15 protein-coding genes are annotated in these 13,904 nt (G+C 42.7%); 9 read left to right on the top strand and 6 right to left on the bottom strand.

What is annotated here, in order from left to right; all coding sequences use genetic code 11:
- Window positions 1-15 precede the first annotated feature (15 nt).
- Window positions 16-414, top strand: coding sequence for an MAPEG family protein (locus F975_RS02620; RefSeq protein WP_004749953.1), 399 nt, complete (start codon window positions 16-18; stop codon window positions 412-414).
- A gap of 114 nt (window positions 415-528) precedes the next feature.
- Window positions 529-1,056, top strand: a complete 528-nt coding sequence (gene ppa / locus F975_RS02615) for an inorganic diphosphatase (protein WP_004749952.1) — start codon at window positions 529-531, stop codon at window positions 1,054-1,056.
- Window positions 1,057-1,153: 97 nt separating this feature from the next.
- On the opposite strand, the gene F975_RS02610 is transcribed toward ppa, so the two are convergent.
- Window positions 1,154-2,440 (bottom strand): OprD family outer membrane porin, encoded by a 1,287-nt coding sequence (locus F975_RS02610; protein ID WP_004749951.1) that lies wholly within the window; start codon window positions 2,438-2,440, stop codon window positions 1,154-1,156.
- 497 nt (window positions 2,441-2,937) lie between these two features.
- Here F975_RS02610 and F975_RS02600 point away from each other — a divergent pair, with 497 nt between their 5' ends.
- Window positions 2,938-3,717 carry a TorF family putative porin gene (locus F975_RS02600; RefSeq protein WP_004749950.1) on the top strand — a complete coding sequence of 260 codons (780 nt, stop codon included), beginning with the start codon at window positions 2,938-2,940 and terminating at the stop codon, window positions 3,715-3,717.
- A gap of 61 nt (window positions 3,718-3,778) precedes the next feature.
- Here the strand turns inward: F975_RS02600 and F975_RS02595 are convergent, their stop codons facing one another.
- Together F975_RS02595 and F975_RS02590 are read right to left on the bottom strand one after the other, a co-directional pair.
- Window positions 3,779-5,269, bottom strand: coding sequence for a YifB family Mg chelatase-like AAA ATPase (locus F975_RS02595; protein ID WP_004749949.1), 1,491 nt, complete (start codon window positions 5,267-5,269; stop codon window positions 3,779-3,781).
- A gap of 68 nt (window positions 5,270-5,337) precedes the next feature.
- Entirely contained in the window at window positions 5,338-5,565 is a 228-nt protein-coding gene (locus F975_RS02590; protein ID WP_004749948.1) for an accessory factor UbiK family protein, read from the bottom strand.
- A 243-nt stretch (window positions 5,566-5,808) separates the two neighbouring features.
- Between F975_RS02590 and glnK the strand changes: the two genes are divergently transcribed.
- From glnK to F975_RS02560, 6 genes are all read left to right on the top strand, one after another.
- The gene (glnK, locus tag F975_RS02585; protein ID WP_004749947.1) at window positions 5,809-6,147 is read left to right on the top strand and encodes a P-II family nitrogen regulator; all 339 of its coding nucleotides are present in this window, start codon (window positions 5,809-5,811) and stop codon (window positions 6,145-6,147) included.
- 66 nt (window positions 6,148-6,213) lie between these two features.
- Complete coding sequence (locus F975_RS02580) at window positions 6,214-7,617, top strand: ammonium transporter (RefSeq protein WP_004749946.1); 1,404 nt, start codon at window positions 6,214-6,216, stop codon at window positions 7,615-7,617.
- Between the two features lie 123 nt (window positions 7,618-7,740).
- On the top strand, window positions 7,741-8,199 hold the full coding sequence (gene nrdR, locus F975_RS02575) for a transcriptional regulator NrdR (protein WP_004749945.1): 459 nt from the start codon (window positions 7,741-7,743) through the stop codon (window positions 8,197-8,199).
- 6 nt (window positions 8,200-8,205) lie between these two features.
- Window positions 8,206-9,285 carry a bifunctional diaminohydroxyphosphoribosylaminopyrimidine deaminase/5-amino-6-(5-phosphoribosylamino)uracil reductase RibD gene (gene ribD / locus F975_RS02570; RefSeq protein WP_034425655.1) on the top strand — a complete coding sequence of 360 codons (1,080 nt, stop codon included), beginning with the start codon at window positions 8,206-8,208 and terminating at the stop codon, window positions 9,283-9,285.
- Window positions 9,286-9,287: 2 nt separating this feature from the next.
- Window positions 9,288-10,580 (top strand): DNA adenine methylase, encoded by a 1,293-nt coding sequence (locus F975_RS02565; RefSeq protein WP_004749941.1) that lies wholly within the window; start codon window positions 9,288-9,290, stop codon window positions 10,578-10,580.
- A gap of 21 nt (window positions 10,581-10,601) precedes the next feature.
- Window positions 10,602-11,261, top strand: a complete 660-nt coding sequence (locus tag F975_RS02560; protein WP_004749940.1) for a riboflavin synthase — start codon at window positions 10,602-10,604, stop codon at window positions 11,259-11,261.
- 29 nt (window positions 11,262-11,290) lie between these two features.
- Here F975_RS02560 and F975_RS02555 read toward each other — a convergent pair whose 3' ends face one another.
- From F975_RS02555 to F975_RS02545, 3 genes are read right to left on the bottom strand one after another with little or no spacing between them, the layout of a single operon-like run.
- On the bottom strand, window positions 11,291-11,911 hold the full coding sequence (locus F975_RS02555; protein WP_004749939.1) for a hypothetical protein: 621 nt from the start codon (window positions 11,909-11,911) through the stop codon (window positions 11,291-11,293).
- A 33-nt stretch (window positions 11,912-11,944) separates the two neighbouring features.
- On the bottom strand, window positions 11,945-12,352 hold the full coding sequence (locus tag F975_RS02550; RefSeq protein WP_004749938.1) for a DNA polymerase III subunit chi: 408 nt from the start codon (window positions 12,350-12,352) through the stop codon (window positions 11,945-11,947).
- Window positions 12,345-13,778, bottom strand: a complete 1,434-nt coding sequence (locus F975_RS02545; protein WP_004749937.1) for a leucyl aminopeptidase — start codon at window positions 13,776-13,778, stop codon at window positions 12,345-12,347. Before F975_RS02545 ends, F975_RS02550 begins: the two co-directional genes overlap by 8 nt.
- Window positions 13,779-13,904: the final 126 nt, after the last annotated feature.

The following is a 13,904-nucleotide window of genomic DNA, read 5'->3' as shown; positions in this document are numbered from 1 at the left end:
TAAGAGAAAACATTCATGCAAAGCATAAGCGGGATTATTTATCTGATTTTGACTGCATGTTTATTGCCTTATGTATTTACCTTTATCGCTAAAATAGCAGGTGGATATAAATTAAAAGATAATCAAAATCCACGTGAATTTTTGGCGAAAACCACAGGTCTAGCCGCCAGAGCTAATGCAGTGCAACAAAATAGTTTTGAAAGTTTACCGTTATTTTTAGCATCTGTGCTGATGGCTGAGTATATGGTTATGAATCAGAGCATGATTATGACGCTTGGCATTGCTTATATTGTGCTGCGTGTTTTGTATGGTATTTGCTATTTGGTAAACTGGGCAACGCTACGTTCAATCATTTGGGCATTTTCGATGGCATGCCCGATTTTATTGTTGGTATTTACCTTGCGCCTGCTTTAAGGCATCTGAATATTTTTCCAATCAAATCATGTGCCATGTATAATTGGGCACATGGTAAAACTTGAGTCTCTCAACTCAATTTTTTCAATTTGTTTCCATTTAAAGAGTATTGTCATGAGCTACAACAATATCCCTGCGGGTAAAGATGCACCAAATGATATCTATGTGATCATTGAAATTCCTGCGAATGCTGCACCAATTAAGTACGAAATCGATAAAGATTCGGATGCATTATTTGTAGACCGTTTCATGGGTACAGCAATGTTCTACCCTGCAAACTATGGTTATGTACCAAATACCTTGTCTGAAGATGGTGATCCATTAGACGTGTTGGTTGTGACTCCACATCCAATCGCTGCGGGTTCTGTGATTCGTTGCCGCCCTGTTGGTAAATTGAAGATGGAAGATGACGGTGGTATCGATGCGAAATTGGTTGCTGTACCGCATGACAAATTGACTCCATTGTACAAAGATGTACAGGAATACACAGATTTGCCAAAATTATTGATCAGCCAAATCGAACATTTCTTCGCACACTATAAAGATTTAGAACCTGGCAAATGGGTGAAAATCTCTGGTTGGGAAGGTGCAGATGTTGCAAAAGCTGAAGTTCTTAAAGCAATTGAAGCTGCTAAAAAATAAGTAATTTTTTGCTCATGCCTGTGAGCAGAATGTATTTATATAAAAAAACCTACACTGTAAAGTGTAGGTTTTTTTTATTCGTATTAATCAGTCATGATTAAAAGAATTTAATAGGGATATCTAGGAAGATACGTGTTTCGTTGGTATCAGGCATGTAGTAGTCGTTTGCATAAGCTTGGCTATTACGATAGATAGATTCACGTAGACGCAAGTTTACGCCTTTTGCAAAACCAGATTGAACGGTGTATTTAAGCTGGTTGAAGAATTCGCTTTCTTTCGCATTTTGCGTTGTTTTGGTGTTGATATCCCAACCATAGACATACGCAGTTGTAAATGATAAGCCAGGAACACCGAAAGCGCCTAAATCAACACTATATTGAACTTGTGCAGACCTTTCACCACGACCGTTAAAGTCTGAAAGGTAAGAGTTTGGTAGATAAATACTTTGGAAACCATCCGCATTTTCGTTATAAGCATAACCTGTGTTACCTGTGCTTTGTTGGTAAGCAAGCATTACGGTATGAGGGCCATGGTTATAAGTTGTAGAGAATGCCCAAATATTATTTGAACGATCAGAAGAATCAGCCGTTAATTTAGAAGAAGATGCACTTGCGCCTTTATCCCACTCAGTGTGATAACCACTCAAGTCATATGTTAATGAACTTTTATCGCTTAGCGGTTGTTTAAAGTTCAAATCAGCATAATGGCGTGTAAGCGCATCTTTGCTGTCTAAACCGTAGTAAGACGCATTGAATTTGTCATTAAATTTATATTTTGTGCCCCAAACATAAGCACGTTTTAAATGATTTTGATCTGTAGCAATCTGATCAGACATTTGATCTTTGGTAAATTCACCAGCGATCACTTCTAAATTTTTAATTTCATGGCTAGTGAGCAAAGTCCCTGTGAAATATTCAGGTACCATACGTGCTGTGTTGCTCGCGAGTACAGGAATATCAAGAACTTGTGTACCATAAGTTAAAGTTGTATTTGAAGCGCGCACTTTGACATAACCGCCACCACGAGTCCATTGGTCATATGGATCATTACGATTGTCATTTTTCCAAGGGATCATTTGGTTGCCAGAGTGCTTATTGTCACCGAGTTTGAATGAGAAATCACCAATGACACCGACAGCAACGCCGACAGTACCTTGAGTGAAGCCAGATTCAGCATTCAACATAACAGATTGAACAGTAGAGCGAGTGTCTACACCTGGTGCAACATTTTTTTTATCGCGGTCGATAAAACCTGTACGTAATAAAACTGATGCAGTTGCATCTTCAACAAAGCCTTTAGATTCGCTTTGTTCACTTGCAAACGCGGGAGAGAGTAAAGTAGCCTGAATTAAAACTGCTAAGGTTAGCTTCTGTGCTTTTAGCATTGGTTGCCCCTAAAAATAAAATAAAACCCGTAACGCTGTTTGATACAGAAAGTTACAAAGTGGGCTTTAATCTATAATAAAAAGATTACAACTATCAATATTATTTCATGATTTTTTCACGAAAATTTCATATGGTTTTAATATATCTGTATTTTTAAATTTAAGAGTTGATGATGGAATAGATCATTTATACTTTTTTTGAATATAAATGAGATTTATTTTCATCTTAAAATGGCCTTTATAATAATTTTTTAAATAAACATAATATATTATATGTATTTTCGGTTGCTTGGCTTCAGCGAATATTTTTTGAAGCATATGCACTTTTTTTATACAAATAAATCGCTGAAATGAACTAAAAGTGATCAATTTTCTAAAAATTATGAGACGAATAATCATTTGCTGGCAAGGAAAGTTGGCATAACTATTGCTAGTACTAGGTGGGTTGCAAGAAATAACCAAAAAATTGAATTCACGGTTTGGGGAGAAATCACAAAATGAAGAAACTACTCGCAACAGCATTATTTGCATCGACCTTGTCAACAGGAGCAATGGCTGCGGAAGAAAATACATTGGCACAATATGGATTAACATTTAGTGGTAATGTTGCATTGACTTCAGACTATCGTTTCCGTGGGATGACTCAAACGTTAAATGATCCAGCAATTCAAGGATCATTTACTTTGGCACATTCTAGTGGTTTGTATTTTTCTACTTTTGCTTCAAATGTTGATTTTGATGGTGATAATGTTCCACATTTAGAACTAGATCCATCGATTGGTTTTACAACCACCTTGCCATTGTCGAATAAAATTAAGCCAACGCTGGATGTCGGGGTTGTGGAATATAACTATCCAAGCCATAGCAAAGATTGGGACTGGACAGAATTTTACGCCAAGTTAACATTTGCAAGCTTAATTACCAATGGTGATAGCCTATTTACCAATGTGAACTACACCAATGACTGGGGTGGCTATACAGGCAGTAATTCTTGGAATGTCAATGCGAGCTACTCATTCCCAATCGCCAAAGGTTTTGGCGGCGTCGTGGGTGCTGGCTATACCAAAGCGGATAAAGACATCTTTGGTTATGGTGATAAAAAACATGACAACTTTACGGACTGGAAGGCTGGCATCACCTATAGCTTTAAATCAGTATCTGGTTTAACTGCCGAGCTGGATGCGATTGGTAATAATTACAATACCAGTGGTTTGCCAAATGCTGTTAAACGCGAAACCGATACAGGTGCGGTTTTTAGTTTGACTAAAACTTTCTAAAAATAGCAGGTCGACATAAAAAAACCGCATGTAAAACATGCGGTTTTTTTATGTCGAAAAATTAGCCTTGAAATGGGCTACGATAGGAGAGTGCTTCGGAAAGATGAGCTGTGGAAATAGACTCACTTTGTGCCAGATCAGCAATACTGCGCGCAACACGCAGTACCCGATGATAAGCTCGAGCAGAAAGGTTGAGGCGTTGTTGTGCAAGCGCCAGCATTTTTTGCGAGTCACTAGACAACACAGTATATTGTTCAAGTTGCTGAGGGGATAACTGCTGATTACTAAACCCTTGGCGGGAGAGCTGAAATTGATAAGCTGCCAAGACCCGAGCACGAACTGTTGCAGAAGTTTCACTTGGGAGCTGGGTTTGTAGATCTTGCGCCGAGAGTGGCGGCACATCAATATGTAAATCAATGCGATCCAGCAATGGCCCTGAAATTCGGTTCTGATAGCGTTTAATCGCTTCAGCAGAACATTGGCAACGACTGTCCTGATTAAAAGCATAACCACAAGGGCAGGGGTTCATTGCTGCAACCAGTTGAAACTGTGCTGGGAATGTCATCTGCCGAGCCGCTCGTGAAATCACAATTTCCTGACTTTCTAAGGGTTGGCGCAGAACTTCTAAAACCTTACGATCAAATTCTGGCAGTTCATCTAAAAATAATACCCCTAAATGGGCAAGCGTAATTTCACCTGGTTTAGGCTGTGAGCCTCCGCCAACCAGAGCAATTGCTGATGCTGTATGATGTGGCGCACGAAAGGGGCGTTGTCCGAATTGATAAGATTGATTGGCCATCGAATAAATACTGGCAACGGTGAGGCTATCTTCTTGATCGAGTGCGGGAAGAATACCAGAGAGTCTTGATGCCAGTAAGGTTTTACCTGTGCCAGGCGGGCCACGAAATAAAATAGAATGTCCGCCAGCCGCCGCAATTTCTAAGGCACGACGTGGTCGAAGTTGACCTTTAATATCTGCCAGATCCAGTAACTGCTGTGAGATGGTAAGGTTTTGCGAGGGAGGTGTGACCTGAATCGGTTGCTGTTCTAAAAAATGCTGACAAACTTGCTGAAGGGAACTGGCTGCATAGACGTCAAGCTGCTGTAACTGGGCGGCCTCATTGGCATTGTCTGTTGGCAATAACAGTTTATGCTGGGCTTTCTGACAAGCCAACGCAATACTTAACGTACTTGAAACAGCACGTAATTGCCCATCCAGAGCCAGTTCACCGATCAATTCATAGTTTGTAATTTTCTGGTCAGGAATTTGCCCAGAAGCAATTAAAATTCCCAAGGCAATTGGTAGATCAAGCCGTGAACCATCTTTGGGTAAATCTGCAGGGGCTAAATTAATGGTGAGGCGTTTGGTCGGGAACTGAAAACCACTATTAATGATGGCTGAACGGACTCGATCTTTACTTTCGCGTACCGCGGCTTCGGCCAAACCGACGATTGTTAAAGAAGGTAATCCCTGACTGACATGAACTTCAACTTCAATAAGGGGAGCATGGAGTCCCAATACTCCCCGCGTATAAATTTTGGCAAACGACATGTTATTTTAGTTCCGTTTTGGTGCTTATTATTTAGTCAAAATTCTATTTTTTTGCACAACTATGGTGCTTATTTTTGTGATTGTAGGCTGTTTTCAAGTTGTTTAATTTTTTCATCTAAAATTTCTAGGCGTTGATTTGCAATAAATAGTGCATTTTTTTGGCGCTGAATTTCCTCTTGAGAGACCAAATCCATACGGCTCACAGCTTCATTGAGAAGTGCCCTTAAATTGTGCTCCAAGTCCTTTTTGGGTTGATCAATTTGCTCTAATATCGCCTCTAATAAGGTTTCGATCATTATAAGATCCTCATAAATGTGCAGAAAATGTTAAAAATCTGCAGTATTCTAGCATGATGTGTTTAGAGCATCATAAATTGAAAAAAACTTCTTTTTTTTCTGATCTATGCACGTAAAGCGTTAAAATAGGGTATAAAGTGGATTCATGTTAGATATTTCTGTATTCCCCTAACCGCAGGGATATTGGCATGAAAATTGAACATAAAACCTTACAGCTGAACAACAAGCCGAAGGAAAACAAACATGAAGCTCGTAACTGCAATTGTAAAACCATTCAAATTGGATGATGTGCGTGAAGCACTCTCTGAAATTGGTGTTCAAGGGATCACTGTAACCGAAGTTAAAGGTTTCGGTCGCCAAAAAGGTCATACGGAATTGTACCGTGGTGCTGAGTATGTCGTTGATTTCCTACCAAAAGTTAAAATTGAAATTGCCATTAGTGATGAAATGGTGGATTCAGTGATTGAATCCATTACTCGTGTCGCAAGCACAGGTAAAATTGGTGATGGTAAAATTTTTGTGACCAACCTTGAGCAAGTTATCCGTATTCGTACAGGCGAAACAGGTCCAGATGCTGTGTAAGTAATTTTGGCACGAAGTTTGCTCAGTAGAGTTTAGCTCGCAAAAGATTAAGGTTGGGGGATACACATGAAAAAAATAATCATGGCGCTTAGTTTATCTGGCGCATTATTCGGTGGTTCTGCTGCTTGGGCAGAAGAAGCAACGTCTTCTGCACCTAAACAAACAGTAGTTGCTGCATCGGACGCAGCAACAACCACGGCAGCATCTGCCGCCACAGCAACACCAGCATTAGCACCCGCAGCAACAACGCCTGCGTCAGCAGCCAAACCCAAATTGGATACTGGTGACACGGCATGGATTCTCATCTCTACCGCATTAGTCCTTCTGATGACCATTCCAGGATTGGCTTTATTTTATGGTGGTATGGTTCGTAAAAAGAACGTATTGGGAACCATGGCGCATAGCTTTATGGCAGCCGTGATTGTGAGCATTGTCTGGGTGGTGATTGGTTACACTCTGGCATTTGACACAGGCAATGCTTTTATTGGTGGTTTTAGTAAAACCATGCTGGCTGGTATTAACACGGATACTTTGCAGGGAACGATTCCTGAAATTCTCTTCGTTATCTTCCAAATGACTTTTGCAATTATTACGGTCGCTATTATTAGTGGTTCTGTTGCTGAGCGTATGAAGTTTGGCGCATTCGTGGCATTTATTACCATTTGGGTGATTGCAGTGTATGCACCAATTACTCACTGGGTTTGGGGTGGTGGCTGGTTAGGCACAGATGGTGCGCTTGACTTTGCTGGTGGTACAGTGGTGCATATTAACTCTGGTGTTGCAGGTCTGGTTGCTGCATACCTCTTGGGTAAACGTATTGGCCTTGGTAAGGAATCTATGGCACCCCATAACCTTGTCTTGACGGTTATCGGCGCAAGCATGTTATGGGTGGGTTGGTTTGGTTTCAATGGTGGTTCAGCTTTGGGTGCAAACGGCGCCGCAGGTTATGCCGTGCTAACCACACAAGTTGCCGCAGCAGCAGCCGCTATTTCTTGGTTGTTTGTTGAAAAAATGATTCGTGGCAAAGGTTCTGTATTGGGCGTAGCCTCTGGTGCAGTTGCAGGCCTTGTTGTGATTACACCAGCAGCGGGTTATGTGACTGTAAGTGGTGCTTTAATCATGGGCTTGATCGGAGGCGTGGTGTGCTTCTGGGGAACAACTGGTCTGAAACGCTTACTTAAAGTCGATGATTCACTTGATGCTTTTGGTCTACATGCCGTAGGTGGTATTGTGGGTGCAATCTTGACAGGTGTATTTGCCAGCTCATTCATCATGGGAAGCAAAGCGCCAACAGATATTGCACACCAAGTTTGGGTGCAAGTTGAAGGTGTACTTGCAACAATTGCCTACAGTGGTATTTTGACTTTCGTGATCTTAAAAGTGATCGATGTGGTTATTGGTCTACGTGCGAGCAATGACGATGAACGTATGGGTCTTGACCTTAGCCAACATGGCGAACGTATCGAATAAGCTCTCGCTTTTAGATTGAAAAAACAGCTCCAATCGGGGCTGTTTTTTATTTCAAACACAACATTTAGTATCTGGAAGATTTTTGATACACTAGAATTACCGTTTTGCTTGATTCATTGTGTAATGCATTGTCCATTTTGTAATGTTGCCGATAGCAAAGTGATTGACTCACGTTTAGCTGCGGAAGGAAGTCAGATTCGTCGTCGTCGTGAATGTCCGGGTTGTGGCGAGCGGTTTACGACATTTGAAAGTTATGAAGTGGTTATGCCACGTGTGATTAAATCGAATGGTAAAAATGAACCATTTGATGAAGCTAAATTACGCCGCTCACTGATGCATGCTTTGCAGAAACGTCCCGTAACACAAGAACAAATAGAAACAGTACTCAGTGATATTCAAATTAAGATTCGTCGCTTAGGTGAGCGTGATGTCAGCTCACGCACCATTGGTGAAATTGTGATGCAGGCTTTGTTTGGTTTAGATCATGTGGCGTATGTGCGTTTCGCTTCGGTTTATCAGGATTTCCAAGATGTAGAAGCTTTTCGCCAACATATTGAACTGATGCAACAACGAGAACACTAACACATGATGTCGAATTATTCTGTTGATGAACGCTATATGCAGCAGGCAATTGGGCTTGCCAAGCAAGGTTGTTACAGTACCAAGCCAAATCCGAATGTGGGCTGTGTCATTGTTAAAGATGGTCAGGTCATTGGTCAAGGGTTTCATCCGCGTGCGGGGCAGCCTCATGCTGAAGTGTTTGCCTTGCGTCAGGCCGCTGAGCAGGCTCAGGGTGCAACCGCTTATGTCACGCTTGAGCCATGTGCGCATTATGGTCGGACACCACCTTGTGCTGAAGCATTGGTCAAAGCGCAAGTTAAAAAAGTGGTTATTGCCTGTTTAGATCCAAATCCACTCGTGGCAGGTAAAGGTATCGGGATTTTAAAAGCCGCAGGTATTGAGGTTGAATCGGGCATTTGTAACGCTGAAGCTGCTGCATTGAACAAAGGCTTTTTAAAGGCGATGGCAACTCAAATGCCGTATGTTCGCCTGAAAATTGCGGCAAGCCTAGATGGTCGAACTGCAATGGCCTCGGGTGAGTCAAAATGGATTACTGGCAGCGCAGCGCGTCAAGATGTACAGCACTGGCGCGCCATTTCAAGTGCTGTGATTACGGGAATCGGGACAGTTCTAGCTGATGATTGCCAGCTTAATGTGCGTGAACTCGCCGATGTCGATCTGAATAATGTCGTCCAGCCGAAACGTGTGGTGTTGGATCGTCAGGGGCGTTTGCCACTCACAGCCAAGATCTTGCAACATCCTGAAACCCTAATGGTCATGGGTCCCTTTCGTCAGGAACTAGCAGATTTAGGGGTGGTACAGATTGAAGTACAGCCTTTAGATCAATTGCTCAAGCAATTGGTACGTGATTATCAGATTTATGATGTATTGGTTGAAGCTGGTGCAACTTTGACTTCAGCATTTATTCAACAGCACTTGGTTGATGAATATATTCATTATATTGCACCAACTTTATTGGGGCATTCGGCTCGTGCCATGTTCCAAGCCGATTTGCAGAGTCTTAACCAGCAATATCGTTTGCATATTCAAGAAATTGCCCAAGTTGGGGAAGATATCCGCCTTAACTTAACGCCATTGCAAGAGTGATTATGAGTTCAGAAACAACGCTTTATCATAAACGCCGTCATGCTGCCCGTACCACTGATGAATACTTGTTTCATCAGTTGGTGCCATATTTGGGTAATAAGCGTCGATTGCTGCATCTGATTTTAGAAGCGCTGGAAGAAACAGGAACACTGAATCACAAAAGCAAGCGTGCCCCTATTTTTGCTGACTTTTTTGCAGGCAGTGGTGTGGTATCCCGTTTGGCGCGTCAGAATGGTTATCGGGTGATTGCCAATGACTGGGAGCCGTATAGCCACGCTTTAAATCATGCGGTGTTGTCGTGTATTGATGCGCCAAAGTTTAAAGAGCTGGGCGGTTATCAGAAAGCGATTGATTATCTTAACCGCTTGCCACTGGCAAAAGGTTGGGTGACGCATAATCTTTGCCCGCGAAAAGATGAAGAATATGATCCTGCACGTGATCGTTTGTTTTTTAAGCGCCGTAATGGTATGAGGATTGATGCCATTCGCCAGCAAATTGCCACCTGGCAGGCAGAAGGCGCGATTGATGATGTTGAAATGAGCGCCTTGCTGGCGCCGTTACTGTATTCTGCCAGTTTTGTCAGCAATACCAGTGGTGTATTCAAAAGCTTCCATCATGGTTGGGGCGGTAAAACCCAGACTGCGCTGGAGCGTATTGAGTCGTTATTGTGGTTAACGCCAAGCCGTTTTTGTGAAATCGGTGATGTCAAAAATCCGATAGCCGAAATGTGGTGTGTCGATGCTCAGCATTTGGCAAACCAAATGAGTGGTTTTGAGGTCGATGTTGCCTATTTAGATCCACCATACAATCAGCACGCGTATAGCAGTAACTATCATGTTTTGAATTCACTCACCTTGTGGGATCAGGCGGATTTACCTTCACCAGACACCAAAGGCTTTAAAAGCGGGATTGATCGTGCATGGCGTAAAGAGCGTCCAAGCCCCTATAATTCATCGAAACATGCCAAGGATGCCTATGAAACCTTGCTGTCAACGATCAATGCTCGCTACATTCTGACCAGTTATTCAACCGATGGCAATATTGCCGCCAAAGATTTGCTTAAAGCTAACTTGGAACGCGGGCGAGTGACCTTATTAACACAAGATGTGCCACGTTATCGCGTGAGCAAACAACGTCAGTCTGAGCGTGCGCGTGTACTGGAATTTATCGTGATTACTGATACCCATGCCAAGTCTGGGCCGCCATTGCGTCAGTTATTGGGACAACTTTATCATTGTGCTGAATTGGGTGGGGTAGATACCTTTGGTACCAGTACCCAGCTTGCATTGTGGTAAGCAAAATAAAGAGAATAGACTATGTTTACAGGAATTATTGAAAGCCTAGGTAAAGTGTCCAGCCTGCAAAATGTGGGTGGTGATGTGCGGTTACGAATTCAGACCGATTTAGATATGTCGGATGTACATTTGGGCGATTCGATTGCGACCAATGGTATTTGTCTGACAGTGATTGAGTGGGGTGACAACTGGTATGCTGCGGATGTCTCTCGTGAAAGTCTCAACCGTACCACATTAGGGACATGGCAAGTGGGGCAGGCAGTCAATGTCGAGAAAGCCATGTTGCCAACGACCCGTTTTGGCGGGCATATTGTCAGTGGACATGTCGATGGCATTGGTGAAATCACTTTGGTACGTGAAGATGCCCGTTCCCTGTATTTTGAAGTGACAGCGCCTGCCGAGCTTGCCAAGTATCTGGCTGAAAAAGGTTCGGTTACGGTCGATGGTATTAGCCTGACGATTAACCATTTACGTGGCAATATTTTAAGTCTGAACCTGATTCCACATACTGCGGAACGTACCAATATTGGCACGTGGAAACAAGGTTCAAAAGTCAATCTCGAAGTAGATGTGCTGGCACGTTATATCGAACGTTTATTGTTGGGTGACAAAGCTGCTGAACAAAAGACACAGTCCAACATTAGCATGTCATTTCTAGCGGAAAATGGCTTTCTAAAATAAAAAAAATCTCGGCATTTGCCGAGATTTTTTTAAGTATCTGAAGAAGGATGCTGTTCCAGCAAGTAGCGGATTTCTTCATCGGCGGCTTGCTGAATTTTTTGATTGAGGTGATTTACGCTTTGCTGAATCTGCTCAATTAAACTTTCAGCTTCAAGTTCTAACCGAATTTTTAAGTTATCTAGCGCATGCTGGATTTCAGGACTAATGACACTGTTTCTGGTCGCTTCAAAACGTAGTTTTGGTGTCGTGGTATAACGTTCAGTATATGCCAGACTTTCCTGACCAAGTTGTTGCTGCAATGCTTGTAATTGTTGAGTTTGTGCCTGTTGTTGCAAGCGTTCATCCAGTTGCAGGTCATCAATATACGCCTGTTGCTGGGCGCGCTTTTTTGCCAAAGATTGTTCCAAGGCATGTTGACGGCGAATACGTGCTTCCTCAAGGAGCTGTGCCTTGAGTTCGGCGTAGGCATTTTCGATGGTTTCATAGGACTGGAGCTGGGCTTGTTTATTTTTAGACAGCCAGTCTTCTAAACGCACATCGTTCGAAAATAATTCACAAATACGAGTCAGATCATCGATATAAGTTTGGCGAACAGCTTGTGGTGCATTGAGCCAACGCTTTTCAAAATCTGCTCCAACATCTAACGCCACATTTCACTCCTCAAAATAACACATTGGTTTATATTATAATTTAAAAGTACGTGGGCTTATGCCCCAATCGCGATACTGTCTAAACTTGTTGCGTCCTATTATTTTAGTCGATTCTTGGTTTTCGACAATTTCAATAATGTGTTCAAACGTGTCTTGAAGTTCGAGTGCCTGCTGTTCAAAGTTAAAGATCAGCCAAGAACCCTGATCAGGCAATTGTGCTGAAATACAGACACTGGCTTTCGGCTGATCAATGCCATGGGGAATAAAGCTTTGCGGATCAAAAGTCCACAAAGCCTCATCGAGTAACTGTTGCTGCTCGGCTTGGCAGCAATACCACCAAATATGTACGGGCTGGCGTAACAGTTTGCGCGATAAACGGCAAGCGCTGTCGACTTGCCGTTCTACGCTATTTTCAAACAAATAAAAACTGACTTTAGTCATGCTGAACACGGTTCGCAATAAATTGCATGAGTAATGGTACAGGACGACCTGTTGCGCCTTTGTTGCTGCCAGACAGCCACGCAGTCCCTGCAACATCCAGATGTGCCCAGCGGTAGTCACGGGTAAAGCGTTGCAAGAAGCACGCTGCGGTAATCGCACCGCCGTGTGGCCCGCCAATATTGGCAATATCTGCAAATGGTGAATCGAGTAGTTCCTGATAGTCGTCTAACACAGGCATGCGCCAGACGCGGTCAAAGCTTTGTTCACCTGCTTGGGTCAACTCTTGCGCCAAAGCGTCATCTGGCGAGAACAAACCACTAAGCACTTTACCGAGTGCCACTACACAGGCGCCTGTTAAAGTCGCAATATCAATCACGACTGCAGGGTTAAAACGCTGGATATACGTTAAGGTATCGCAAAGAACCAATCGACCTTCCGCATCGGTATTGAGAATTTCCACGGTTTGCCCGCTCATGGTGGTGACAATATCTCCTGGGCGTGTGGCATGGTCAGAGGGCATGTTTTCTGCTGCGGCAACCGCACCCACCACATGAATCGGCAGTTTGGCTTCACACAAGGCACGCATGGTTCCTAAAACCGATGCTGCACCACACATGTCAAATTTCATTTCATCCATACCTAAGCCTGGTTTGAGTGAAATGCCGCCAGTATCAAAAGTTACGCCTTTACCAACCAGGACAATTGGAGCTTGCTCTAATTCGGCTTTGTATTCGAGCGTGATTACCCGACCTGCACGTGCTGAACCTTTGCTGACAGCCAAGAAAGCATGCATGCCCAAATCGGTGATTTGCTGTTCATCTAGCACGGTCACTTTCAGCAGTTCAGGATATTCTGCTGCCAATGCGAGTGCTTGCTCAGCAAGGTACTCAGGGAAACAGATATTACCTGGACGATTGCCCAGATCACGTGCCAGATTTTGCCCAGTACTAATCGCTTGCAATAAATTGAGCTGTTCTGCATTGAGTGGTGATTTTTCTGCAATAAAATGAACTTCTTCTAAAATAAATTCATTTTTCTTGGATTTGAATTCATCGAAGGCATAATTGGCTTGGGTTAAGCTCATCACAAACAATGTATGTAGCTGTTCAGGTAACGCGGATAGGTCAATATCAATGCGGCTATATTTTTTTTGTGATTCTTTAATAATGCTTTGTGCTAATTTGCCGAGTTGTGCTGCCTGAATTTGTGCTGCATTACCTAGACCAAGCAAGCTACAAAATGGATAATGATCGTGCTGTGTAATTAAGGTTACACTTTCATTTAAGCTTGCTTTAAATTGTGTGGTCGCAATCAATTGCTGGTAATTTTTAATATGCTGCGCTGTTGGATGTTGGATTTGTTCAGCATCCACCAAGACAAACAGAGCAGAGCCAGTGTCTTGAGTGCGTTTTAAAGACAGTTTCATATGGTTTTAGATGCCTATTGATGTTTGCGGAATTTAAACGATTGCAACATTACACTGGATCAGGTTGCAATGTGCAATACAAGTATGGGTTTTTTCTGCTGGCTATTGGGTTAAACTATTCATCAG

It is taken from the genome of Acinetobacter brisouisimilis (assembly GCF_000368265.1).
Taxonomy (GTDB): Bacteria; Pseudomonadota; Gammaproteobacteria; order Pseudomonadales; family Moraxellaceae; genus Acinetobacter.
This window is presented reverse-complemented; position numbering and strand designations above follow the sequence as displayed.

Coding starts and splice junctions, on each gene's coding strand:
- ppa (WP_004749952.1), top strand. CDS start 529: ATGAGCTACAACAATATCCCTGCGGGTAAAGATGCACCAAATGATATC.
- F975_RS02590 (WP_004749948.1), bottom strand. CDS start 5,565: ATGATCGAAACCTTATTAGAGGCGATATTAGAGCAAATTGATCAACCC.
- F975_RS02565 (WP_004749941.1), top strand. CDS start 9,288: ATGAGTTCAGAAACAACGCTTTATCATAAACGCCGTCATGCTGCCCGT.
- ribD (WP_034425655.1), top strand. CDS start 8,206: ATGTCGAATTATTCTGTTGATGAACGCTATATGCAGCAGGCAATTGGG.
- F975_RS02600 (WP_004749950.1), top strand. CDS start 2,938: ATGAAGAAACTACTCGCAACAGCATTATTTGCATCGACCTTGTCAACA.
- F975_RS02550 (WP_004749938.1), bottom strand. CDS start 12,352: ATGACTAAAGTCAGTTTTTATTTGTTTGAAAATAGCGTAGAACGGCAA.
- F975_RS02610 (WP_004749951.1), bottom strand. CDS start 2,440: ATGCTAAAAGCACAGAAGCTAACCTTAGCAGTTTTAATTCAGGCTACT.
- nrdR (WP_004749945.1), top strand. CDS start 7,741: ATGCATTGTCCATTTTGTAATGTTGCCGATAGCAAAGTGATTGACTCA.
- F975_RS02620 (WP_004749953.1), top strand. CDS start 16: ATGCAAAGCATAAGCGGGATTATTTATCTGATTTTGACTGCATGTTTA.
- glnK (WP_004749947.1), top strand. CDS start 5,809: ATGAAGCTCGTAACTGCAATTGTAAAACCATTCAAATTGGATGATGTG.
- F975_RS02595 (WP_004749949.1), bottom strand. CDS start 5,269: ATGTCGTTTGCCAAAATTTATACGCGGGGAGTATTGGGACTCCATGCT.
- F975_RS02580 (WP_004749946.1), top strand. CDS start 6,214: ATGAAAAAAATAATCATGGCGCTTAGTTTATCTGGCGCATTATTCGGT.
- F975_RS02545 (WP_004749937.1), bottom strand. CDS start 13,778: ATGAAACTGTCTTTAAAACGCACTCAAGACACTGGCTCTGCTCTGTTT.
- F975_RS02560 (WP_004749940.1), top strand. CDS start 10,602: ATGTTTACAGGAATTATTGAAAGCCTAGGTAAAGTGTCCAGCCTGCAA.